Origin of the sequence: Rhodococcus sp. HM1 (genome assembly GCF_023218075.1) — a bacterium.
Classification (GTDB): Bacteria; Actinomycetota; Actinomycetes; order Mycobacteriales; family Mycobacteriaceae; genus Rhodococcus.
The window spans coordinates 137189-160501 of the sequence record NZ_JALPTB010000005.1 but is presented as its reverse complement, the minus strand read 5'-3'; the positions used below and the strand labels follow the sequence as shown (position 1 = coordinate 160501).

At 67.8% G+C, this 23313-nt stretch carries 22 protein-coding genes and 1 pseudogene; 11 read left to right on the top strand and 12 right to left on the bottom strand.

From position 1 onward, the window contains the following. Positions 1-39 precede the first annotated feature (39 nt). Complete coding sequence (locus M1M07_RS05085) at positions 40-1509, bottom strand: Hsp70 family protein (RefSeq protein ID WP_248673473.1); 1470 nt, start codon at positions 1507-1509, stop codon at positions 40-42. A gap of 105 nt (positions 1510-1614) precedes the next feature. Between M1M07_RS05085 and M1M07_RS05080 the strand changes: the two genes are divergently transcribed. Beyond that, the gene (locus tag M1M07_RS05080; protein WP_248673472.1) at positions 1615-2583 is read left to right on the top strand and encodes an LLM class F420-dependent oxidoreductase; all 969 of its coding nucleotides are present in this window, start codon (positions 1615-1617) and stop codon (positions 2581-2583) included. Positions 2584-2601: 18 nt separating this feature from the next. Here the strand turns inward: M1M07_RS05080 and M1M07_RS05075 are convergent, their stop codons facing one another. Next, the gene (locus tag M1M07_RS05075; protein WP_248673485.1) at positions 2602-3180 is read right to left on the bottom strand and encodes a hemerythrin domain-containing protein; all 579 of its coding nucleotides are present in this window, start codon (positions 3178-3180) and stop codon (positions 2602-2604) included. 155 nt (positions 3181-3335) lie between these two features. On the opposite strand from M1M07_RS05075, the pseudogene M1M07_RS05070 reads away from it, so the two are divergent. From M1M07_RS05070 to M1M07_RS05035, 7 genes and pseudogenes are all read left to right on the top strand, one after another. Continuing rightward, a pseudogene (locus M1M07_RS05070) lies at positions 3336-4229 on the top strand (manganese catalase family protein). Between the two features lie 63 nt (positions 4230-4292). Continuing rightward, a complete protein-coding gene (locus M1M07_RS05065; protein WP_248673471.1) occupies positions 4293-4901 on the top strand; it encodes a pentapeptide repeat-containing protein in 609 nt (202 codons plus the stop codon). Between the two features lie 179 nt (positions 4902-5080). Further along, a complete protein-coding gene (locus M1M07_RS05060) occupies positions 5081-5953 on the top strand; it encodes an alpha/beta hydrolase (RefSeq protein ID WP_248673470.1) in 873 nt (290 codons plus the stop codon). 124 nt (positions 5954-6077) lie between these two features. Then, a complete protein-coding gene (locus M1M07_RS32985) occupies positions 6078-6968 on the top strand; it encodes a nuclear transport factor 2 family protein (RefSeq protein WP_308200769.1) in 891 nt (296 codons plus the stop codon). A 52-nt stretch (positions 6969-7020) separates the two neighbouring features. Next, positions 7021-7806, top strand: a complete 786-nt coding sequence (locus tag M1M07_RS05045) for an enoyl-CoA hydratase (protein WP_248673469.1) — start codon at positions 7021-7023, stop codon at positions 7804-7806. A gap of 68 nt (positions 7807-7874) precedes the next feature. Continuing rightward, complete coding sequence (locus tag M1M07_RS05040) at positions 7875-9392, top strand: acyl-CoA synthetase (RefSeq protein ID WP_248673468.1); 1518 nt, start codon at positions 7875-7877, stop codon at positions 9390-9392. A 64-nt stretch (positions 9393-9456) separates the two neighbouring features. Continuing rightward, positions 9457-10608 (top strand): acyl-CoA dehydrogenase family protein, encoded by a 1152-nt coding sequence (locus M1M07_RS05035; RefSeq protein ID WP_197252813.1) that lies wholly within the window; start codon positions 9457-9459, stop codon positions 10606-10608. 54 nt (positions 10609-10662) lie between these two features. On the opposite strand, the gene M1M07_RS05030 is transcribed toward M1M07_RS05035, so the two are convergent. The 3 genes from M1M07_RS05030 to M1M07_RS05020 are packed head-to-tail and all read right to left on the bottom strand — an operon-like array spanning position 10663 to position 12699. After that, the gene (locus M1M07_RS05030) at positions 10663-11172 is read right to left on the bottom strand and encodes an acyl-CoA thioesterase (RefSeq protein ID WP_197252812.1); all 510 of its coding nucleotides are present in this window, start codon (positions 11170-11172) and stop codon (positions 10663-10665) included. 57 nt (positions 11173-11229) lie between these two features. Then, complete coding sequence (locus tag M1M07_RS05025; protein WP_248673467.1) at positions 11230-11724, bottom strand: MarR family transcriptional regulator; 495 nt, start codon at positions 11722-11724, stop codon at positions 11230-11232. Between the two features lie 39 nt (positions 11725-11763). Next, positions 11764-12699 carry a DNA-3-methyladenine glycosylase 2 family protein gene (locus M1M07_RS05020; RefSeq protein WP_248673466.1) on the bottom strand — a complete coding sequence of 312 codons (936 nt, stop codon included), beginning with the start codon at positions 12697-12699 and terminating at the stop codon, positions 11764-11766. Positions 12700-12771: 72 nt separating this feature from the next. Between M1M07_RS05020 and M1M07_RS05015 the strand changes: the two genes are divergently transcribed. Next, the gene (locus M1M07_RS05015) at positions 12772-13296 is read left to right on the top strand and encodes a ribonuclease H (RefSeq protein WP_197252810.1); all 525 of its coding nucleotides are present in this window, start codon (positions 12772-12774) and stop codon (positions 13294-13296) included. Between the two features lie 26 nt (positions 13297-13322). Here the strand turns inward: M1M07_RS05015 and M1M07_RS05010 are convergent, their stop codons facing one another. The 4 genes from M1M07_RS05010 to M1M07_RS04995 all read right to left on the bottom strand — a co-directional run bounded on the left by M1M07_RS05010 (position 13323) and on the right by M1M07_RS04995 (position 17181). Further along, the gene (locus M1M07_RS05010) at positions 13323-14081 is read right to left on the bottom strand and encodes an ABC transporter ATP-binding protein (protein WP_248673465.1); all 759 of its coding nucleotides are present in this window, start codon (positions 14079-14081) and stop codon (positions 13323-13325) included. Beyond that, entirely contained in the window at positions 14078-15136 is a 1059-nt protein-coding gene (locus M1M07_RS05005) for an iron chelate uptake ABC transporter family permease subunit (protein WP_197252809.1), read from the bottom strand. Before M1M07_RS05005 ends, M1M07_RS05010 begins: the two co-directional genes overlap by 4 nt. Continuing rightward, the gene (locus tag M1M07_RS05000) at positions 15129-16109 is read right to left on the bottom strand and encodes an ABC transporter permease (RefSeq protein ID WP_197252808.1); all 981 of its coding nucleotides are present in this window, start codon (positions 16107-16109) and stop codon (positions 15129-15131) included. Before M1M07_RS05000 ends, M1M07_RS05005 begins: the two co-directional genes overlap by 8 nt. 79 nt (positions 16110-16188) lie before the next feature. Further along, positions 16189-17181: a siderophore ABC transporter substrate-binding protein gene (locus M1M07_RS04995; RefSeq protein ID WP_197252807.1), complete on the bottom strand. Its 993-nt coding sequence runs from the start codon at positions 17179-17181 to the stop codon at positions 16189-16191. 191 nt (positions 17182-17372) lie between these two features. On the opposite strand from M1M07_RS04995, the gene M1M07_RS04990 reads away from it, so the two are divergent. Further along, entirely contained in the window at positions 17373-18248 is an 876-nt protein-coding gene (locus M1M07_RS04990) for an amidohydrolase family protein (protein ID WP_248673464.1), read from the top strand. Between the two features lie 127 nt (positions 18249-18375). Beyond that, positions 18376-19191, top strand: coding sequence for an IclR family transcriptional regulator (locus M1M07_RS04985; RefSeq protein ID WP_248673463.1), 816 nt, complete (start codon positions 18376-18378; stop codon positions 19189-19191). A 38-nt stretch (positions 19192-19229) separates the two neighbouring features. On the opposite strand, the gene M1M07_RS04980 is transcribed toward M1M07_RS04985, so the two are convergent. The 3 genes from M1M07_RS04980 to M1M07_RS04970 all read right to left on the bottom strand — a co-directional run bounded on the left by M1M07_RS04980 (position 19230) and on the right by M1M07_RS04970 (position 23209). After that, positions 19230-20894 carry a class I adenylate-forming enzyme family protein gene (locus M1M07_RS04980; protein WP_197252805.1) on the bottom strand — a complete coding sequence of 555 codons (1665 nt, stop codon included), beginning with the start codon at positions 20892-20894 and terminating at the stop codon, positions 19230-19232. A 171-nt stretch (positions 20895-21065) separates the two neighbouring features. After that, the gene (locus tag M1M07_RS04975; protein ID WP_197252804.1) at positions 21066-22379 is read right to left on the bottom strand and encodes a bifunctional o-acetylhomoserine/o-acetylserine sulfhydrylase; all 1314 of its coding nucleotides are present in this window, start codon (positions 22377-22379) and stop codon (positions 21066-21068) included. A 314-nt stretch (positions 22380-22693) separates the two neighbouring features. After that, complete coding sequence (locus tag M1M07_RS04970; RefSeq protein ID WP_248673462.1) at positions 22694-23209, bottom strand: OsmC family protein; 516 nt, start codon at positions 23207-23209, stop codon at positions 22694-22696. Positions 23210-23313 lie beyond the last annotated feature (104 nt).

Here is a 23313-nt window from a genome sequence, read left to right as displayed (position 1 = left end):
ATTCCGCAAACAACATCGATCTCGTCGTCGCACCCGGATTCAGAACCCTGGTCTGCGGGGCAGTTCGGGCAGGGGGATCTGTGGGGGCGCGGGAAGTGCGGGCAGCTGGAACTGCGGCACGTTGGGAAGGAGCCCCGCTGGTTGCGGTGGGGCCGGCGGAGCCGACGCGTCGTCCGGCGCACTTTCCTGCGTATGCGGCGTGGTGAAGGTCTGCGTCGGAGACTGCGTCCGAGACTGATAGGTGGCCGGAGCCCGGGTCTGTGCGGGGACCCTCGGCTGGTCTTCGATCACCGGCTGGTTGTCGATCACCGGCGGAGCGTCTTCCGGAGACGTCGACGCACCCGCGATCGTGGTGGGCTGTGGCGCCACTGTCTGCGTAGCAGAGGGTGCCTGGGTGTTCTGTGGCGTGGCGGCCGGTTGCGCGTCGTCGGAACCCGGAAGCAGGCCGATGGCGAGGCCGACGACAGCGACGGCGGCGACGACACCGCCGGCGATGAGGAAGCCCAGACGTTTCGACGGCAGTGCGGTCGTGTCGGTCGTGTCGGTCGTGTGCGGGATTTCGACGGTCCGGAGTTCGACGGTGTCGAGGTCGTGGCTCGACGGGCCGAGCGCGGGTGTTTCCGTCGGGGCTACCACCGCGCTGGTGAGGGTGTCGGTCGCCGGCTGCGCGAGCAGGGCCGCACCGTCCGCCGCGACGAGTTCGGGCTGTGCGGGCACGATCACCGGAATGTTGAGCCACGACTCCATCACGGAGGTGACCAGCGGGATGTTGGCACCGCCACCGATGAGTACCGCGGCGTCGGGGGTGCGCCCCGAGCGACGGATGACTTCGCGGGTGAGACGGGCCGACGTCTTGACGGGGTCGTCGATGAGCGAGTCGAAGCTGTCCTGGGAGAGCAGCAGCAGACCACCTTCGCCCGGCATGCACACCGCCCCGCTGGTGGACAGCTGCTCCTTCGCGTCGCGGCACCTGGCAGTCAGGGCCAGTTGTGCCGCTGTGTCGGTGGGGCCGGTCAAGCGGTGCTGTTCGAGGTGGTGGTCGTAGATCAGCCGGTCGACGAGGTCGCCGCTGATCTCGTTCGAGCGTGCGGTGCTCAGCACGAATCTCGTGGTGCGGTCGACGACCGTGATGGTGAGGCCGGAGCTGCCGAGATCGTAGAGCACGAGCGTCTCGTGGTCGCCGAGATCGCCTGACGCTTCCAGCATTTCGAGCGCTGCGGTCACTTCGGGGACCAGTTGGAAGTTGTCGATGTCCAGTCGGGCCATCGCGGTTTGAACGGCATCGGCCTGTGCCTCGTTCCGGTACGCGACGCCGATGGCCTGTATCTGGTCGATCTCGCCGGTTCGGGTGAGGACCGTCTCGAGGGATTCTGGGGCCGGTTCCTCCGGCCGTTCGAGTAGTGCGGTCACCGAGTGCGATCGGAAGATGGGGCCGTCGAGGCGCTCGGTGTCGCGGCGCGCGAACCGCACAGCGCTGGCACCGACCGACATACCGAGAACTGACGTCATGACGCCGACTATAACGGTTTGGTCACGGGTCGCGCGCGGCGAGCATGCCCGGCGCTGTGCTGTCGGCGATGTTGCCGGTGACGCCGTGCAGTTAGGGTGGCGAACATGACGCACACCACACGACGTTGGGGACTGACCGTTCCCCTCGACGGGATTCCGCTCCCGGACCAGCGCAAACTGATCGAAGAGCTCCCGGATCTCGGCTACACGGACGTGTGGTCGGCGGAGGCGGGCGTCGCCGATGCCTTCACGCCGCTCGCCCTCGCGAGCGTGTGGGCGCCGACCCTCCGTCTCGGTACCGCGATCGTCCCCGTCTACACGCGCGGCCCCGCAACCCTCGCCATGTCCGCGGCGACCCTGGCGAGCGCGGCGCCGGGACAGTTCGTGCTCGGCGTGGGCACCTCGTCCAACGTGATCGTCGAGAAGTGGAACGGCATACCGTTCGAGGAGCCGTTCAAACGTGCCCGCGACACCCTGCGCTTCCTGAAGTCCGCGCTCGCGGGGGAGAAGGTGAGCCAGGAGTACGACACGTTCACGGTCGACGGGTTCCGTCCGGGACTCGTCGCCGATCCCGCACCGCCGGTGCTGCTCGCCGCCCTGCGACCCGGCATGCTGCGGCTCGCCGGCCGGGAAGCGGACGGGGCGATCGTCAACTGGTTGTCCGCGGACGACGTGCGCACCGTGGCCCCCTACGTGCACGAAGGCGGCGACGGCAAGGAGATCGTCGCGCGCATCTTCGTGCTCCAGGGCTTCGACACCGACACCGCCCGCGCGCTCGGCCGGCGCATGATCGCCGCCTACATGAACGTCCCCGTCTACCGCGCATTCCACGAGTTCCTCGGACGATCGGACGAGTTCGCCGGCATGTGGCGGCTGTGGGAGGAAGGCGACCGCAAGGGCGCGCTCGACGCGATCCCGGACAGCGTCGTCGACGACCTCGTGATCCACGGCCATCCGGACGCCTGCAGGGAACACATCGAGCGCTACACCGAGGCCGGCGTGACGACGCCGGCGATCGCGCTGGCGACCCCGGGCGATCCCGCGGAAGCGATCCGCGCGCTGGCTCCGCGCTGATCGCCTCGCCCGGATCGATTACGGAGTCGGTGGGTCCGGTGGGTGGCTGCGCCCGGTGACCGCATCGCGCATCTTGTCGAGCGTGGCGGCGGCCGTGCCCATCATCTTCTGCGCGCCCGGTCCGGACGGTGTGTCCGGATGCGGGCGCGTGGGCGCCTTCTTCTTGGCGTTGAGGAGAGTTGCCCCCAGTTCCTGAAGTTCGCTTTCGCTCAGTTCGGCGGCCAGACGCGGCCAGACCACGTTCTGCTCGTACGCGATGTGTTTGCGGCCCGCAGTGATGAAAGCGGCCAGTGCACCGTGGTATTCGTCTTCGCCGGGTTTGCCGTTCTCGAGCTTCTGAAGGAGATGCTTGCCCGAGTTCTCCTGTGACATCGCGTCGTCGGCGAGTATGTCGCCGTCCTCGAGTCGTTCCCGTACCAGGGGCCAGAAGTATTGTTGTTCGATCGCTTCGTGTCTCGACTCCGCGACGACCAGATCGGTCACCATGGTGCCCAATCCGCTGAGCTGGGCACCGCTGCCCTGCGGGGCTCCGTCGAGAACCTCGAACATGCCCAGCACGCTCTCGTGGTCGTTCCTCAGGACAGTGAACGCATCCACCATTGTCATCGCCTCCGGTTCGGTGGTGGTCGCGACGTGATACCCGGCGCGGTCCTGCGGTAAACGACGCACGGTGTCCGGGCGGAGGCAGTTTCCCTCCGTGCGTCCCGGGTACCCGCCTCCAGACCCTGTGCACACACAGATGAGGGAGTGACATGTTCATCCACAACAAGGACCTACAGTTCGAGGTGCGGGTCGACCGACCCGACCCGCGATTCGCCACTCTGCTGCAGGAGCAGTTCGGTGGCGCCAACGGCGAATTGAAAGCCGCGATGCAGTACTTCACGCAGGCGTTCATTCTGCGCCGCAAGAACCCGAAGATGTACGACTTGTTCATGGACATCGCTACCGAGGAGCTGAGTCACCTCGAGATGGTGGGATCGATGATCACGATGCTGTTGGACGGTCTCAACGACGACCTGAAGATGGCGAACGAACGGTGCGACTGGATGCCGCTGGTGTCCACCGCCGACGGTAAGGAACAGGCGATCCATCAGGTTGCCGTGAATCCGCTGTACCTGGCGCTGACCGGCGGCGGTCCCGACGTGAGCAACTCGGCCGGAGTCCCCTGGACGGGTGCATACGTCAACGCCAACGGCGATCCGACCGTCGACCTGCGCAGCAATCTCGGCGCGGAAACGCGGGCGAAGATCGTCTACGAGTACCTCAAGCAGTTCACCGACGACCCCGGCGTGCAGGAGACGCTCACCTTCCTGATGACACGCGAGGTCGCGCACTACCAGTAGTTCACGGCGGCCCTGAACGAACTGCCGGTGAACTTCCCGCCCGGCGCTCTCGCGGGTGACGACCGATTCCAGAACCTCGCGTTCAACATGTCCAACGGTGCGGAGTCGGTGCGAGGCCCCTGGAACGAAGGTCAGGGTCCGTGGCCGCAGGGCATGGAATGGAAGTACGTCGAAGCGCCGACCGAGCAGTGGCTCGGAACCGACATCCGGGAGAACCACGGCGTGGACAACAACCCGCAGGGCGGGCCCGAGGTGCACGGAACGAAACCGTTCACCCACGAGCACCACACGCCCGCCAACTGACGGGATCGACTGCGCGGCGAGCCGGGGCCCGTGCCGCCCCGGCCGTCGGGCAGGATCGGGTGCATGGGCACAGAAGGCACGGTGGAGATCGTCGGCGAGGACTTCTCGGATGCGCGGCTGGACGGCCGGGAGTGGACGAACCACACCTACACCGATTGCACGTTCCGCGACGCCGACCTCAGTGGACTGATCACCGATCACGTGGTGTTCACCGACTGCGACTTCACCGGCGCGGACCTGTCCGGATCCCGGCACGCCGCCACCGCCTTCCGATCGTGCACCTTCGATCGAACAACCCTGTGGCACAGTGAATTCCAATACTCGAGCCTGCTGGGCTCGACCTTCGAGCAGTGCCGGATACGCCCGGTGCTCCTCGACGAGGTGGACCTGACCCTGGCCTCGCTCGGCCGGGCCGATCTGCGCGGCGTCGACTTCACCGGCTGCCGGCTGCGGGAGACCAATCTCGTCGAAGCGGACCTGCGCACCGCCACGCTGCGCGGCGTCGACCTGACGGGTGCGCGCACGACGGGTGTGCGACTCGACGGTGCGGACCTGCGCGGCGCACAGACCGGACCGGCGCTGTGGACGACGGCGAAGCTCGAAGGCGCGAAGATCGACCTCACGCAGGCGGTCGCGATGGCCTCCGCGCTCGGGCTGATCGTCGAGCAGTGATCACGATTCGGTGAAAGCGGTTAACGACATTCGACCCTCGGGCGACTATTCGGGCAGACCTCATCGCAGGAGTGCCCATGTCCGAGACGCCGAGGAGGCCCGCCTCCGAGATGCCGAGGAGGCCCGCCTCCGTGATGCCGAGGAGGCCCGCCAGTAGCGGGATCTCGCGTGTCACAGTAGTGGCCGACGACGGGGTGCCGCTGGCCGCGACGATCGAGGGACCGCGGGACGCCGCGCTGACCGTCGTCCTCGTGCACGGCCACTGTCAGGACGCCGACAGCTGGAACGACGTCCGCCGCCACTTGGCGCCCGAAGTGCGCATCGTGCGTTACGACCAACGGGGACACGGACGTTCGGGATCCGGTGAAGTGTCCTCGCTTACGCTCGACGGCCTCGCCGGCGACCTCGACGCCGTGTTGCGGACGCTGGTGCCCACGGGGCCGATCGTGCTCGCCGGGTACTCGATGGGCGGCATGGTGGCGATGGCCTACGCGCGGTTGTATCCCGCCGCGATCGGCGCCCGCATCGTCGGGGTCGCGCTCATCGCGACCGCTGCGTCGGGGCTCGCGGAACACGGGGTGGGTCGCTATCTGCGGCACCCGGCCGCGTCGATGCTGCACGGGGCGGTCGCGCGCGCACCTCGGGCGATGGAGGTGTCGAAACGGGCCGGTGGCCGGTTGTGCTCATTGCTGTCCCGCGGCCGCGAGGGCGACTCGTGGCTGCGGACCGCCGGACTGGTGCTGTCGAGCACCACGTCGGTGGTGGCGTGGTCGCGTCTGCTCGCGGCGTTCGCGGTGCTCGACGAATCCGCGGCGCTGGTCGCTCTCGCGAGGGTGCCGGTCGTCGTCGCCGCCGGAACCGCGGATCGATACGTCCCCATCGCGCATTCGGAGGCGATCGTCGATCTCCTGCCGCACGCCGAGTTCGTGCGGATCGTGGGGGCCGGGCATCGGATCCTCGCCGAATGCCCTGATCAGGTGGCGTCCGCGCTGGGACGGTTGCTCGGTGTTCTCAGTCCGGTCGACGGACCGCTGCAGCGCAGCGCGGTCTGATCGGTCCTCGCTCCGCGAATCGTTGCCCACGTCGAATGCCCGACGCCCGGGCCGTTCGGTCCGGTCCTCCCGTCCACCGGTACGGCCGGTTGTGCGGTTGCCGGTGCGGTGTGAGCCTCGGGCGATGACTCACCAGTCGAGCACCGATACCACGGCGATCACCAATCTGCTCTACCGCTACGCCGAGCACATGGATGCGGGCAGGTTCGAGGATGCGGCGTCGCTGTTCTCGCACGCCCGCGTGCGGTTCGGGGGCGAGCACGAGACCGTCGGGGGAGCGGGTCTGGCCGACATGTGGCGCTCGATGGTGAAGATCCATCGGTGCGGCACCCCGCGAACGAAGCATGTCGTTGCGAATCCGCTGCTCGACGTCGATGCCGCGGCCGGGCGCGCCACGTGCCGCTCGTACTACACCGTGCTGCAGGCGACCGAGGATCTGCCCTTACAGGTCGTCGCAGCCGGCCGCTACCTCGACGAGTTCGAGCGAGTGGACGGTCGGTGGCGCTTCGCGTTCCGTGACTACTCGTTGTTCGACCTGCCGGGGAACACGGGTGAACATCTGCGTGGCACCACACGCAGTCTCCCTACCGACCGCGCGGATGTCACCGCGGTGATCAACCGCTACTCGGATGCCCTCGACGACCGCGACTGGGCGAGCCTGGACGACTTCTTCACCGAGGACGCGGTGGCACGCTACGGCAGCGAGGGCAGCACACCGGTGACGGGGCGGGCCGAGATCGTCCGGATGATCCGGTCGAATCTCGACGGTTGCGGCCCGTCACAGCACCTGTTCGGCAATCTCGTCGTCGAGATCGACGGGGACGTCGCCAGGTCGTCGTGCAAAGCCCGCGTCTGCCACTTCGGTGCCGGCGAGCGAGCCTCGCTCGAGCCGTATGAATGCTTCGGCGTCTACCGGCACACGCTGCACCGGACCGCGGACGGCTGGCGGGTCACGGAGTTGCTGTTCGACGTACGTCATGCGGCGGGGGACATCCGGGTCCTGCAACCGCGCTGACGGGCCGGCCGTTGCGGTGGTGCCGGACGTATTCGTGGGGCAGTCTGGGGCCATGACCGAGACCAGTGTTGCTCCCGTTCTCATTGCCGTCGACGACGCCAGCGGAATCGGCGTCCTCACCCTCAACCGTCCGCAGCAGCGCAACCCGCTGTCGGTGGACACGATGCGCGAGGTGATCAGGGGTCTGCGTGCGCTGGCCGCGGACAGCCGGGTGATCGTGATCCGGGCGGACGGTCCGGTGTTCTCGGCCGGGCACGACCTGCGGGAGATGATCGGGCGCACGCTCGAGGAGGAACGCGCGATCTTCGACGTGTGCAACGAGATGATGCGCACCGTGCAGTCGATTCCGCAGCCGGTCATCGCATCGGTGCAGGGCCCGGCCGTCGCGGCGGGATGCCAGCTCGTCGCGTCGTGCGATCTCGCGGTCGCGGCGACCGACGCGGTGTTCGGAACTCCGGGTGTGCGGATCGGCCTGTTCTGTTCGACGCCGATGGTCGCGGTGAGCCGCGCCGTCGGCCGCAAGCGTGCGCTGCAGATGCTGCTGACCGGCGACACGATCGACGCCGAGACGGCCGCCGACTGGGGGCTGGTGAACTTCGTCGTGCCGCCCGAGGAGCTGGAGATCCGGACGACGGAACTGGCGGCGAAGATCGTCTCGGCGTCCTCGGCGACGGTGCGGATCGGCAAGGAAGCGTTCTACCGGCAGATCGATCTGCCGCAGGACGAGGCGTACGAGGCGATGGCCGAGACGATGGCGGCGAACGCGGTGATCTGCGATGCGCAGGAGGGCATGTCGGCGTTCGTCGAGAAGCGCCCACCGGTCTGGCAGGGACGCTGAACCGGGGGTCGAAACAGCGGTGATCTTGGGTCTCGACCAAAGGTTGGACGTCCTATAACCTGACTTCCATGAGTCTCGATCCTCGCTCGAACACCGTCGACGGTGTGCTGCACCGCTCGGCCGCCCGCTTCCCCGACCGCGTCGCGTTGCGCTTCGCGGACCGCACGTTCACCTACCGGGAGCTCGACGCCGCGGTCTCCCGCACCGCGGCTCACCTGCGATCCCTCGGGCTCGAGCAGGGCGACCGCGTCGCCGGATACGGCACCAACTCCGACGCCTACGTACTCGGCTACCTCGGTGCCGCGCGCGCCGGGCTCGTGCACGTGCCGATCAACTACGCGCTGCGCGGCGAGGAACTGAGCTACCTGCTCGGCCAGTCCGGGGCGAAGGCCGTGCTCTTCGACCCGCCGCTGCGCACCAACCTCGACGACGTCCTCCCGGTCGTGCCGGCCGAGCACGTGGTGCCGCTGCGCGACGCCGACGACTCGCTGCTCGCCGTCGCCTCGGCGGGCGAGGTCCCGGAGGTGGACGGCGGCGCGTCCGGCGGCGACCTGGTTCAGCTGCTCTACACGTCGGGCACCACGTCGAAGCCCAAGGGCGCCATGATGACCCACGGTGCGCTCGTCCACGAGTACACGTCGTCGATCGTCGCGCTCGACCTCGACGCCGACGACAACCCGCTGATCTGCATGCCGCTGTACCACTCCGCGGCCATGCACGTGTTCCTCATGCCGTACCTCGCGGTCGGCGCCACGATCACCCTGCTGCCGTCCCCGGACATCCCGGAGATCCTGCGGCTGATCGAATCCGAGCGCATCGGATCGCTGTTCCTCGCTCCGACCGTGTGGGTGCCGCTCGCGAACCATCCCGATCTCAAGACCCGGGACCTGTCGTCGCTGCGCAAGGCCCAGTACGGTGCGTCGATCATGCCGGTGACCGTGCTGAACCGGCTGCGCGAGCGCTACCCGGATCTCGGGTTCTACAACTGCTTCGGACAGTCCGAGATCGGCCCGCTCGCGTGCGTGCTCGGCCCCGACGAGCACGCCGATCGTCCGTCCTCCTGCGGCCGGGCCGTGCTGTTAGTCGAGACCCGCGTCGTCGACGCCGACGGCAACGACGTGCCCGACGGCGAGCCCGGCGAGATCCTGTACCGGTCGCCGCAGCTGTGCCTGGGTTACTGGGACAACCCGGAGGCCACCGCGGAAGCATTCCGCGACGGCTGGTTCCACTCGGGTGACCTCGTCACCCGCGACGCGGAGGGCTACATCACCGTCGTCGACCGCATCAAGGACGTCATCAACACCGGTGGCATCCTCGTCGCGTCCCGCGAGGTCGAGGACGCGCTGTACACGCACCCGGCGGTCGCCGAGGTCGCGGTGATCGGCACGCCCGACGAGAAGTGGATCGAGGCGGTCACCGCCGTCGTCGTGCTCAAGGACGGCCACGAGGTCGCCGAGTCCGATCTCATCGTGCACGTCAAGGAACGGCTCGCTCCGTTCAAGGTGCCCAAGATCGTGCGCTTCGTCGACACGCTCCCGCGCAACCAGAGCGGCAAGCTGCTCAAGCGCGAACTGCGTGCGGTGTGAGCCGCGAACTACCTTCGGTGGGAATGCACGGCCGGTAGCGGCTGTCGAAAAGCAAAGGGAACCAATGGGGATCAAGCACGTGCCGTCCTGGCACGACGACGAAGTCCGGGCACTGTCGGAACTGGCCGGTGACTTCTTCGAACGCGAGGTGATGGCGCACGCCGAGAAGTGGGACGCGCAGCACCGCATCGACCGGCAGGTGTGGCTCGAGGCCGGCAAGCTCGGGCTGCTGCTGTGCTCGATTCCGGAGGAATACGGCGGCGGCGGAGGCACATTCGCGCACGACCTCGCGGTCCTCGAGGCGCAGGGCTACGCGGGTGATCTCGCGTTCGGTATCTCCATCCACAGCGGTATCGTCGCGCACTACCTCCTCGAGTACGGCACCGAGGAGCAGAAGCGAACCTGGTTGCCGGGCATGGCCACCGGCGAGATCCTCGGTGCGCTCGGCATGACCGAGCCCGGCGCCGGATCGGATCTGAAGGCGATCAAGACCACGGCGATCCGCGACGGCGACGAGTACGTCGTCAACGGCTCGAAGACGTTCATCACCAACGGCGCCTCCGCCGACATGATCGTGCTGGCGGTCAAGACCGACCCGAAGGCCGGCGCCAAGGGAATCTCGCTGCTCATCGTCGACCTGCGCGATTGCCCGGGCTTCGCCGTCGGTCGAGTGCTCGACAAGGTCGGCCAGCACGGCGCCGACACCTCCGAGCTGTCGTTCACCGACGTGCGGGTTCCCGTGTCGAACCTGCTGGGGGACAGCGAAGGCCAGGGCTTCGCGCAGTTGATGGCGCAGCTCGTGCAGGAACGGCTGATCATCGGCGCGCAGGCGGCCGGTGCGATGCAGCGGGCGGTCGACGAGACGGTGCGCTACACCAAGCAGCGGCAGGCGTTCGGGCACACGCTGTTCGACTTCCAGAACACCGCCTTCGAGCTCGCCGAGTGCCAGACCATCGCCCGCACGTGCCAGGTCTTCCTGGACCACTGCATCGAGCAGCACCTGAAGGGGCAGCTCGATCCCGCGGACGCCGCGATGGTCAAGTACTGGCTGACCGACAAGCAGTGCGAGGTCATCGACCGCTGCGTCCAGTTGCACGGCGGCTACGGCTACATGCGCGAGTACCTGATCGCGCGGATGTACGAGGACGCGCGGGTGCAGCGGATCTACGCCGGCGCCAACGAAGTGATGAAGATGCTCATCTCGCGGTCGCTGTAGACGCCGGAGTGACGGGAACCGATCGTATCGGTTCCCGTCACCCGAAGCGCGAAGTCACCAGGGACGGCTGGTGGACAGATATTCGGCCATTTCCTGACTCTGGCGGCGGTGGATGCGCCGGTGCTCGGCGCGTTCGTCGCCGCTCTTGTTGAGCCGGCGTTCCTCCTCGGACTCGGGCAGCACCGGGGGCACCTCGGTGGGCCGGCCCGCGTCGTCGATCGCGACGAACGTGAGGAATGCGGTCGCGGCGATGCGGCGATCACCGCTGCGCAGATCCTCGGCGGTGACCTTCACGAACACTTCCATCGAACTGCGGCCGGTCCGGGTGACGAACGATTCGAGGCACACCGAATCCGACGGGCGGACGGGTGCGAGGAACGCCACAGAGTCCGTCGACGCCGTGACCACCGATGCGCGACTGTGCCGGGTCGCGGAGATCGACGCGGTCATGTCGATGTCGCTCATCAGTTTTCCGCCGAACAACGTGTTGTGGTCGTTGACGTCGTTGGGAAAAACCCTGCTGGTCTTGACAACTCGGGATTCGCGGCACGGTTTCGGCTGCACGATCGTCCTTTCGGGGGTTGCGTGCGGCGGGATCTCCGTCGCACGGCCCCATCCAGCCTACGACTCGCGCGGGACCGCCTGTCCGTTGTGTCGGGCACGGTCCCGGGTGTGATGGTCGATGATCTTCGTGAGCATCGCGGTGAGCTGTGCGCGTTCGTCGGCGTCGAGCGGCGCGAAGGCCTCGTCCTGTACGGCGGTGAGAACGTCGTCGAGCACCGACAGGCGGTGGCGTCCCCTCCGGGTGAGGCTGACGATGTTGCGTCTGCGGTCCTTCGGATCGGGGGTGCGCTCGACGAAGCGGCGGTCGGACAGGGCGTCCACGGCGGCGGCGACGTCGCTGCGGTCGAGTCCGCACCGGCGGCCGAGTTCGATCTGGCTGGACGGCCCGCCCTCGCCGAGTGCGGCCAGGATGCGGTAGTGGTGGCCGCGGGCGTCGGCGGCGTCGAGTCGGTCGAACACCATGCGGTGCACGTGCCGTGCGGACTGCATCAGCAGGAAGCTCGGGAGGTGATCGAGCCGGGTCGGCACGGGGTAGTTGTCGGGGTCGGACACGGGTCCATCCTACCTATCGTTGGTGCAACCAACGAAATGTCAGTGGTGGCGGTGGTCGGTGATCGCGGTGCGGGGCCCACGCCGGGGCACCCGGTGGTAACCACCGGTCTCGGTGATCAGCCGGATCACCCGATAGCGGTGTGGCCGTAGCGGTTCCAGGAGTTCCACCATGCCCGCGTCGTCCAGCGGCCGCCCGAGCAACGACCATCCGACGACGGACGCGAGATGGTAGTCGCCGACCGAGAGTGCGTCGGCGTCGCCGAACGCGCGCTGGGCGACCTCCGCCGCCGTCCAGATGCCGACGCCGGGCACCGACCGCAGTTTGCGTTGCGCCTGCTGCGGGGATTCGGCGGTGAGGCGCTCGAGGCTGTCGCCGAGTTGCGCGCAGCGCACGACGGTGCGGGCGCGGCCGGGGTCGACGTTCGCCTTGTGGAACTCCCACGACGGGACCCGCCGCCACGTGTCGGCGGACGGCGGCACCGCCATGCCGCGCGGTGCCGGGCCGGGCGCCGGGTCGCCGAACCGCAGCACGAGACGACGCCACGACGCGAACGCCGCGACGCCGTGCACGCGCTGCTCGAGGATCGCCGGCACGAGCGCTTCGAACACCCGGCCGGTGCGGGTGATGCGCAGCCCCGGCAGGCGCCGGTGCGCGTCGGCCAGCAGCGGATGCTCGGGGGCGAACCCGGATGCGTCGTCACCGGCCCCGAGCAGCGCGGGCAGGGCGGAGAGGAGTTCCTCGGCGCCGGGACCCCACGCGAGGCACCGGGCGCCGGTGGGGCCGTCCTGACGGATGCGATAGGTGACGGGCCCGGACTCCATCCGGTACGTGCGCCAGACGTCATCGGCGACGTGCCGGTGACAGGGGTCATACGGTCCGCGCTGCAACGGGCGTAGGGTTTGAGCGACGTCGACGGGCCACGGCAGCTCGACCCGGGTGTCGAAAGGGGTGGCTTCACCGACGTACGCGGTCACCGGTTCACCGTACCTCGCACGGCGACCGCATCGGTTTCCACGGTGTCGGACGGAAAGGCTATGGTCTGCAACATGATCATCGTGAGCACCGACGGGTCCTGCCTGCGGAATCCCGGTGGCGCCATCGGGTGGGCGTGGGTCAACCACCAGGGCCCCAGCGCATCGGGGGGTGAGCGGTCGGGTACGAACCAGATCGCCGAACTGCGCGCGTTGCTCGAGGCGCTGCGTGCCCATCCCGGTTCCGAACCGATGATCATCGAATCCGATTCGCAGTACGCGATCAAGTGCGCCTCGGAATGGCTTCCGGGTTGGAAGCGCAAGGGCTGGAAGACCTCCACCGGCGCGCCGGTGAAGAACGTCGAACTCGTGCGCGCCATCGACCAGGAGATCGCGGAGCGCTCGGGTCCGGTTCGCTTCCGCTGGGTGCGCGGGCACGTCGGCAACCACTTCAACGAGGTGGCCGACACGCTCGCCGGGGCCGCCGCGCGCGAGGCCGCCGCCCGTCCGGGTCCGATCGAGGTGCCCCGGTCGGTGCGGCACGTCGTCAAGCCCGTGGCCGCGCGCGGTACGGACGACACGGAGCTGACGCTGTTCTGATCCGGGGCTGTACCAACCGGCCCGCTCTAGCGGTAGTAGACCGCCAGCGGACCGTTGGGCCCGTCGACACAGGTGACGGGGGTGTCGAACACGCGCGAGAGCGTGTCGTCGACCATGATCTCCTCGGAGGTGCCGAACTCGACGACGCGGCCGTCCTTCACCGCGCAGATCCGGTCCGCGTAGTGCGCCGCGAAGTTGATGTCGTGCAGCACGATGACCACCGTGCGCCCGAGTTCGTCGGCCGCCCTGCGCAGGTGTTGCATCATGAGCACCGAATGGCGCATGTCCAGGTTGTTGAGCGGCTCGTCGAGCAGGACGTAATCGGTGTCCTGGCACAGCACCATGGCGACGTAGGCGCGCTGGCGCTGCCCGCCGGACAACTGATCCAGGTACCGGTTCTCCAGCGGGCCGAGGTCGAAGAACTCGATGGAGCGGCTGATGATCTCCTGATCCCGCTGCGTGATCCGCCCCTTCGAGTGCGGGAACCGGCCGAACCCGACGAGCTGGCGCACCGTCAGCCGGGTGACGAAGTGGTTCTCCTGACGCAGGATGGAGACGATCTTGGCCAGGTCCTTCGAGGGGGTCCGCGCGATGTCGTATCCGGCGATCTCGATGGATCCGGAATCGGCGCCGAGCAGTCGGCCGATGATCGTCAGCAGTGTCGACTTGCCTGCTCCGTTGGGGCCGACCAGAGCGGTGATGCCCCCGGCCGGAATCTGCAGATCGACCGGGCCGATCGACACCTCACTGTTGTAATCCTTACGGACACTCTTGAGTTCGATCACAGTCTGCCCTTTCGGAGGATGACGAAGAGGAACACCGATCCGCCGACGGCCTCGATGATGATGGACACGGCGCCCTCGGTGTAGAAGATGTTCTTCAGGACGAAGTAGGCCCCGGTGAGAACCGTGAATCCCGTGAGCACAGCCACGGGGAACACGTAGCGGTGGTCGTAGGTGTTCGCGAACTGGTACGCCAGCGTGGCGACGAGGAAGCCCAGGAAGGTCATGGGGCCGATGAGCGCGGTCGAGACCGCCATGAGGACGGACACGAGGAACAGCACGATCATGATCTCGCGGCGATGATCGAGCCCGAGGTTGGTGGTGACGTCCCGGCCCATCGCGACGAGGTTGAGTCTGCGTGCACGCCACCACAACGCGACCGCGGCCGCGACGCACAGGGGAATCGCGATCGGCAGGTAGTCGGCGTCCGCGTTGGACACCGACCCGAAGAGCCGGGCGGTGAGGACGTCGAACTCGCTCGGGGTGAGCAGTCGCTGCATGAAGGTCGAGACGGAGCCGAGCCCGCCACCGAGGACGATGCCGACGAGCAGCATGACCTGCAGGTTGCCGTACTTGCCCGAGAGCAGCCATCCGTAGAGCATCAGCGAGAAGACGACCATCAGCGCGATCTGCAGGATGAACTGCGGGGTGCCCTGGAGCGCAACCACACCCGTGGCGCCGAGGAAGTACACGGCGGCGGTGGAGATCGCCACGTACAGCGACTCGAACCCCATGATCGACGGCGTGATGATCCGGTTGTTCGTCGCGGTCTGGAACGCGACGGTGGCGGTGGCCTGGCACACGACGACGATCGCGATGACGATCAGGCTGGTCGCTCGCATCTCGGTGATCCGCCAGAAGCCGGCGCTGCCGAACGGCATGGGGTTGTCCCACACCAGCGTTCCGGCGGCGAACAGGCACGAGAGGACGGCCAGCGTGGCGAGGAGGATCCAGTAGCGGCGCCGCGACTTGGCATCGGGAAAGGCGTCGGACGTGGAGCCCCCCGCGGGCGCGGGCGCCGCGGTGATGTCGGCGTGCGGGGTCGAGGTTTCAAGCATGGCGGCGGCTCCGCAGCAGAAGGGCGATGAACACGACGGCGCCGACCACACCGAGGATGAGGGACACCGGAATCTCGAACGGCGCGATGATCGTCCGGCCGATGAGATCGCACACCGTCACGATGGCGATGCCCAGCAGGCACACCCACGGCAGATTGCTGCGCAGGTCGTCGCCGCGGAACATCGAGACGATGTTGGGCACGATGAGCCCGATGAACGGCAGGTTCCCCACGACGACCGTCACGACGCCGGTGGCGATCGCGATGAGGCCCGTACCCAGGAGGATGAGGCGGTTGTAGTTCAACCCGACGTTGGTCGCCACGTCCTCACCGAGGCCGGCGACGGTGAAGCGGTCGGCGACGACGAAGATCGCGATCGCGACGAGCGCCACGATCCACAGCACCTCGTACTGCCCGCGCAGGATCGAGGTGAAGCTGCCGGCGAACCACACGCCGAGGCTCTGGAGCGTGTCGGTGGCCAGGGCCAGGTAGGTGGTGATGGAGCCGACGACTGCGCCGAGCATGATCCCGACGATCGGCACGATCAGTGAGGACGACAACGCTACCCGGCGCAGGAACAGGAAGAAGATCATGGTTCCGACGAACGCGGCGGCGATGGCGCCGATCATCCGGGGCATGAGACCCGCGTCGGGCACGAGGATCAGCATGAGGATGAGGCCGAGGCCGGCCCATTCCGTGGTGCCGGCGGTGGTCGGCTCCACGAATCGGTTCTGGGTGAGCAACTGCATCACCAGTCCGGACATCGCCATCGCGGCACCGGCGAGAACCAGCGCGATGGTTCGGGGGATGCGAGTGATCTCGAACATCTCCCAGCCCTGTTCGCCGCCGAAGATGTCGTAGACCCCCGTGAACAGCGACAGGGTCAGCAGGACGCCGACGCCGAGGATGCCCAGGAGGAGTTTCCAGTCGAACAGGCGCCCTTTGCTGCGGGTGGGAGCTGTCGTAACGCTCATGTGGTGCCGTCGTCTTCCGTAGTGCACTTGTGCCTGTGCCCCGCGGGCGGGCCCGCGGGGTGACAGGACGAGACGAGAATCAGGACTTCTGCTGCTCGAGCAGGTCCGCGAGAGCATTGAAGAACTCCGTGTACGTCTGGATGCTCTCGTTGGTGTAGGTGTCGGTGGGCAGGTAGATAACCTTGCCCTCCTTGACCGCGGTGACCGACTTCAGGGCTTCGGTGGTCTCGATGATGTTCGCTGCGGGACGGTAGCCCTCGGTCGCTGCGCCGGTGGCGGTGCCGGCATCGCGGTCCATCACGATGATCAGATCCGGGTTGGAAGCCGCGATGGCCTCGACCGAGATGTCGTCGCCCTGGTGGTTGTCGGTGCCTTCCGGAACCTCGAGAGCGGGGGTGAGGCCGAGGATGTCGAACATGGGGCCGATGGTGCGGCCGGTGCTCGGGGCGACGTAGCCGATCTCGCCACCCGAGGTGATCAGGCCCATGACCTTCGTGTCGGGGGAGTAGGCGGCCTTCACCCGCGCGATCGAGGCGTCGAGTGCGTCGTTGAGGGCCTGCGCCTCGGACTCCTTGCCGAAGATCTCGCCGAGCACGGTGGTGCCGCGCTTGAGCTCGGCGTCGAAGGGCTGGTCGTCGCGCGGCGCGACCTCGACGATGGCGGCGTCCGGTGCCAGCCGCTGGAAGTCCTCGCGGAACTGAGCGAAACGACCGCCGTTGATGATCAGGTCGGGCTCGACGGCGACGATGGCCTCGAGATTCGGCTCGCGGTGGCTGCCCAGGTTGACGATGCTGTCGTCCTGCGTGAAGCCGATGGTGTTGGGCATCAAGCTCACGGCGCCCGCCGAGAGCTTCACACCCCAGGTGTCGAGGGTCTCGAACGTGCTGTTGTCGGTGGCCACGACCGACTTCGGCGGCACGGTCACGGTCTGTTCACCGAAGTTGTCCTCGACCGTGATCGTCGCTGCGGCGGTGTCCTCGGACGAGTCCGTCGTGGAGGTCGAGCAGCCGGCCAGAGCGACTACAGCCAATGCGCCGACAGCGGCGCGCCGATACATGCGGGTGGCTTTCATGCGGTGATCCTCGAGTTCTGCTTCAGGTGAGCGGCACGGCGCCGCAGCGGACGGGAGTTTACCCTAGGCTTACCTACCTATTTGTTCAGGACACTACAAGTAAAAGTTCAATTTTGGATTTTCTGGAAGCGCCGTCTCTCGGTGGGGAGTGCGCGCGGTCGGTTCCCGGGGCGGATCGGTACGGTCGGGGGATGGACGAAGCGGAACGGATCGGTCGATTCCGGTACGAACACGGACTGGCCTCTCTCATCGACGTGCACACCCACTTCATGCCTGCGAATGTGATGGACAAGGTGTGGAAGTACTTCGACGCGGCCGGTCCGCTCGTGGGCCGTCCCTGGCCGATCACCTACCGGCACGACGAGGACGAGCGGGTGGCGACGCTGCGGTCGTTCGGCGTCTCCCGGTTCACCTCGATGCTGTATCCGCATCGCCCCGAGATGGCGGCGTGGCTCAACGTGTGGTCCGCGCAGTTCGCCGCCCGCACCCCCGACTGTCTGCACACGGCGACGTTCTATCCGGAGCCGGGTGTCGCGGACTACGTGGCCGCCGCGCTCGCCGACGGCGTCCGGGTGTTCAAGTCGCACATCCAGGTCGGTGACTACGACCCGAACGACCCGCTGCTCGACCCGGTGTGGGGGATGCTCGCCGACTCGGGCGTGCCGACGGTCATCCACTGCGGATCCGGCCCGGCGCCGGGAACCCACACCGGACCGAAACCGATTGTGTCTCTGCTGCAACGGTTCCCGGATCTGACCCTGATCATCGCGCACATGGGGATGCCCGAGTACGTCGATTTCCTCGATCTCGCGGAGCGGTATCCGCGGGTGTATCTGGATACGACCATGGCGTTCACCGACTTCGCCGAGGAGGATGCCCCCTTCCCGGTGGGCGAGCTGCCGCGACTCGGCGAGCTGCGTTCGAAGATTCTGCTGGGCAGCGACTTTCCGAACATCCCCTACGGGTACGTGCACCAGCTCGAATCGCTCGAGCGGGTGGCCCCGGATTCCGCGTGGTTGCGCGCGGTGTGTCACGACAACGCGGCCACCCTGTTCGGCATCGCCTGACGCCGGTCCTGTCCGGCCCCGGGGAGCAGTGGTCCCGACCGGGCGCTATTCCCTTTCGCCGCCGCACCCGCTACCGTGCAGGAATCAATTTCAGTGTGGTGGGGAACACAGAAGGCGAGGTGGGGGTGTGACCGTCGTGGATCGGCCCGTCGGGTCGTCGACAGCGCCGAGGCGAGACGAACCCCAATCGATGATCGCGCGCATGACGTGGATCCTCGACGCGTTCGACAGCCGGACCGCCCAGCTGTCCCTCGAAGACCTGGAGCTGCGTACCGGGCTGCCGCGATCGACGGTGCACCGCATTCTCGACCAGCTCGTCCGGCTCGAGTGGATCGACCGGGCCCCTCTCGGCTACCGGCTCGGGCGTCGCAGCAGAGGTACCGACGTCGTACCGGGGCATGACCGGCTCCGTGCCGCGGCGGCACCGGTGTTGCACCGCATGGCGCTGCAGACCGGCACCGTCGCGCACCTGACGGTCCTCGACAGGGCCGACAGCGTCTACCTCGACAAGGTCGGCGGCCGGCTCGCCGCGGCCCTTCCCACCCGCGTCGGCGGTCGCCGGCCGGCCCATGCCAACGCCGGCGGGAAAGCGATGCTCGCGTGGCTGCCCGACGAATCCCTGGCCGGCTTGTTCGAGGGCGGGATCCGAATGTGCACGGACCGCACGATCACCGATCCGGACGTTCTGCGCCGCGAACTCGAGCGAATCCGCGAGCGGGGCGGACTGGCGTTCGAGAGCGGTGAATCGGTGCCGGGTGTCGGCTGTGTCGGTGCCGCGGTACTCGGTACGGACGGTCCGGTCGCGGGCATCTCGCTGTGCGGCGCGGAGCAGGTCGTCGACCCCCACCGGCTCGGGCCGCTCGTGGCCGCGGCGGCCCGGGAGATCACCCGAGCGCTGTATCCGATGTCCGGCGACCCCGCCCGCCGTGCGCGATTCCGGTAGCGGGAGCTACCGAAAACGCGCACGAGGGGAGGGGGCGGTCAGACGGTCACGTTGCGCCGCAGAACCTTTCCGGTTGCGTTGCGAGGCAACAGATCACGAGTGATCCGCCACTGCGAGGGAACCTTGTAGTAGGAGAGGCGCTCGCGGCAGAACTCGCGCAGGTCGTCCTCGCTCGCATCGTGACCGGCCCGCAGCACCACGACCGCGGCGACCTCCTGGCCCAGATCCTCGTGATCGACACCGATGACCGCGCATTCGTGCACTGCGGGATGTTCTTCGAGGCACTGTTCGACCTCGGTGGGATACACGTTCTCTCCGCCGCGCAGGATCAGATCCGAACGGCGGCCGGCCAACCGCAACCGGCCGTCCTCGACGATGCCGTAGTCGCCGGTGCGCAACCATCCGTCGGACGTGAGGGCGGCGGTGGTCGCCGTCTCGTCCTCCCAGTACCCCAGCATCACGAACGGACTGCGGACGCAGATCTCGCCCTCGATACCGTCGGGCACCACCTCCCCGAAGGGATCGCGGATCTCGAGCGCCACAGTCATGATCGGGCGGCCCAATGTGCCTGGGAACGCCTCGAGTTCGGGTGCGGTGGCGACCGCGATGGCGGTGCTGCACTCGGTCAGGCCGTAGCTGTCCACCAGTGCCTGCTGCGCGAACGGGAACTTCGCGCGGAGCCGCTGCTTGAACTCCGGCGACGACGGCGCCGACGCCAGCGCGAACGCGGTCAGTGACGACAGGTCGTAACGGTCGGTGTCCGGGTGTTCGAGCATGCGCGCGGCCATCGTCGGAACCGCTCCCCAGTTGGTGACCCGTTCGCGTTCGATCAGGCCGAAGACCTTGTCGACGTCGAAACCGCCCTCGGTCATGATCACGGCGCTGCCCGTCGCCAGTCGCGGGACCGCGAGATTGTGCAGGCTCGCGATGTGGAACAGAGGGGACGTGAGCAGGTAGCGGTTGTCGCTCGGCACGGCGTCGTCGTAGGTGCGCCCGTACATGTGCGCGACCAACGCATCGGAGAACCGGTGGTAGTCGACGACGGCCAGCAGATTCCGCTGCGAGTGCACGGCGCCCTTGGGGCGTCCGCTCGTGCCGCTGGTGAACAGGATGACCGCCGGGTCGTCCTCGTCCACGTCGGCCGTGGGCAGTTCCGCGCCGGCGCCGGCGGCCACGATGCGCGGCAGGTCGTCCTCGACAGTGAGCAACGTGAATCCGGACAGTCCCGAATCGGCAAGCAGTGCAGCGCGTTTGGTGTCGGTGAGGATCACCTTCGGTCGCACCAGACCGACGCCGTACTCGATCTCCTTCGGTGTCCACCACGAGTTGAGACCGACCGCGATCGCACCGAGGCACTGTGCCGCCCAGAACGTGACGACCCACTCGGGCGAGTTCGCGGCGAGGATCCCGACCCGGTCACCCTTGCCGACACCGTGGTCCTCGCGCAGTGCGGTGGCCACGGCGGCGACCGCATCGGCGTGCTCGGCGAAGGACAGGCGGCGGTCCGCGGTGACGAGATAGTCGCGGTCGCCCCAGGCCTTCGACGCGGCAACCAGGTCGCCGACCCGACGGTCGCGGTTGCGCACCACGGGAATTCGGTTGCCGCGCACCTCCTCCGGGGCGATCTCGAAGCGACCCCCCGGCCCGGTGAGTGTCGTGACGACCTGCTGAACCATCTGCTGCAGATCTGCTGGTGCTGACATGGACGTGCCCTTCCGACGAGTACCCGGCCCCGGTGTCGGCTGACAACATCTCATCAGAATCGACGTGAAAAGTGGCCTGTACCACTGAACGGGAGTGCACGCGACGGCGCGTGAACAGACAACGAGGCCCGCCCCCGGGAATCGGGAGCGGGCCTCGCGATGGATCCGCCGTCAGTTGGCGGCTGCGGCGAGACCGCTTTCGATGTCGGCGAGGATGTCGTCGATGTGCTCGATGCCGACCGCCAGACGCACCAGGCCGGGCGTGACACCCGCGGCGAGCTGTTCCTCGGCCGTGAGCTGCGAATGCGTCGTCGACGCGGGGTGGATGACCAGCGAGCGGACGTCACCGATGTTGGCGACGTGGCTGTGCAGCGTCAGGGCGTCGACGAACTTCTTGCCGGCGTCGACACCACCCGCGAGCTCGAACACGACGATCGCGCCGGTGCCGCGCGGCGCGAGCTGCTTGCCGCGTTCGAACCACGGGGACGACGGCAGACCGGCGTACGACACCGACTCGACCTCCGGCCGGGCCTCGAGGAATTCGGCGACGCGCTGGGCGTTGGCGACGTGCCGCTCGACGCGCAGCGACAGGGTCTCCAGGCCCTGGGCGATGAGGAACGCGTTGAACGGTGCGACAGCGGAACCGAGGTCGCGCAGCAGCTGGACGCGGGCCTTGAGTGCGTAGGCCGGCGCGCCGAGGTCCGCGAAGACGACGCCGTGGTAGCTCGGATCGGGCGTCGTGAAGTTGGTGTGACGCCCCTGCGTCCAGTCGAACTTGCCGCCGTCGATGATCACACCGGCGATCGCGGTGCCGTGGCCGCCGAGGTACTTGGTGGCCGAGTGCACGACGATGTCGGCGCCGTGCTCGAGCGGACGCAGCAGGTAGGGGGTGGCGACCGTGTTGTCGACGATCAGCGGCAGGCCGTTGTCGTGCGCGACCCCGGAGATGCCGGGGATGTCGAGGATGTGGTTCTTCGGATTAGCGATGGTCTCGCCGTAGAACGCCTTGGTGTTCGGGCGGATCGCTGCGGCCCACTGCTCGAGGTCGTCGGGATCCTCGACGAAGGTGACCTCGATGCCGAGCTTGGGCAGCGTGTAGTGCAGCAGGTTGTAGGTGCCGCCGTACAGGTAGGGGCTGGCGACGATGTGATCGCCGGCCTCGGCGAGGTTGAGGATCGCGAAGGTCTCGGCGGCCTGGCCGGACGACAGCAGCAGCGCCGCGACGCCACCCTCGAGCGCGGCGATGCGCTGTTCCACCGCGTCCTGGGTGGGGTTCATGATGCGCGTGTAGATGTTGCCGGGCTCGGCGAGACCGAACAGTGCGGCAGCGTGATCGGTGCTGTCGAAGGTGTAGCTGGTGGTCTGGTAGATCGGCAGGGCGCGGGCCTTGGTGTCGCCACCGGCGGGCTGGCCGACGTGGATCTGCTTGGTTTCGAAACTCCAGCTCGCCGTGGGATCGACGGCGTCGGGGGTGGTCTCGCTCATCGGTGCTGCTCCGTACTACTCGATATTTCTGGGACTTCGGGGAAGGAACTCGGTGGTGGTCCGGCACGAGGCGGCGTTCGGACAGACGGCTGCGGCCGACTCGCCGGTCGGCGCGGACACCACGCTGGGGAGGATCGGGCGGGGACGCTCAGCGACCCGAACACCCGCAGATACACATGTACTGCGCACGACGACGCATCGACGGGCGACCCGTCGACCATGCTCGTGTGTTGCTCACGAACCCGACAATAACCGGTGAACCTGATCCCGACCAGCGTTCCGGGGACGCGTCGCGTCGGCCCGGCGAGCGCGGGTCAGGCCGTTTCGAGGACCGTGCGGACCGGCGTCGCGTTGCGGGTCAGGTCGAGCACCGGGCAGTGTGCGTCGACCGCTTCCTGCAGTTCCAGGTAGCGTTCCCGCGCTTCCGGTCCGGTGAGGGTCACGACGACGCGGACCTCGCCGAACCCCGCGCGGACGGAGTCGTCGAAACCGAAGAAGCCGCGCACGTCCAGATCGCCCTCGGCGCGGGCGGTGATCCCGTCGACGGTGATGCCGAGCTTGTCGGCCCACACCCGGTACGTCACGACCTGGCAGGACAACAGCGACGCGAGGTAGTACTCGACGGGGTTGGGGGCGGTGTTCTCGCCGCCGAGCGCCGGGGGTTCGTCGACCTCGACCTCGAACCGGCCGAGCGTCACGGTGCTCGCGACCGCGGAGTGGGCTCGGGCGTCGGCGCGGAACACGACCGCGGCCTTGGCCGGGTCCTCGCTCACGGCGTCGTGGTTGGCCGCGACGACGGCCTGCAGGTGAGAGACGGGTGCAGTGGTCATGAGGGTCCTTCGAAGCGGAGTGCCGGTTGGGTATCGCGACGGAACCACATTTCTGATCTATGCACTAGGGAATTGCGCGCACGGATTTTCGGCCTTGCGCATCC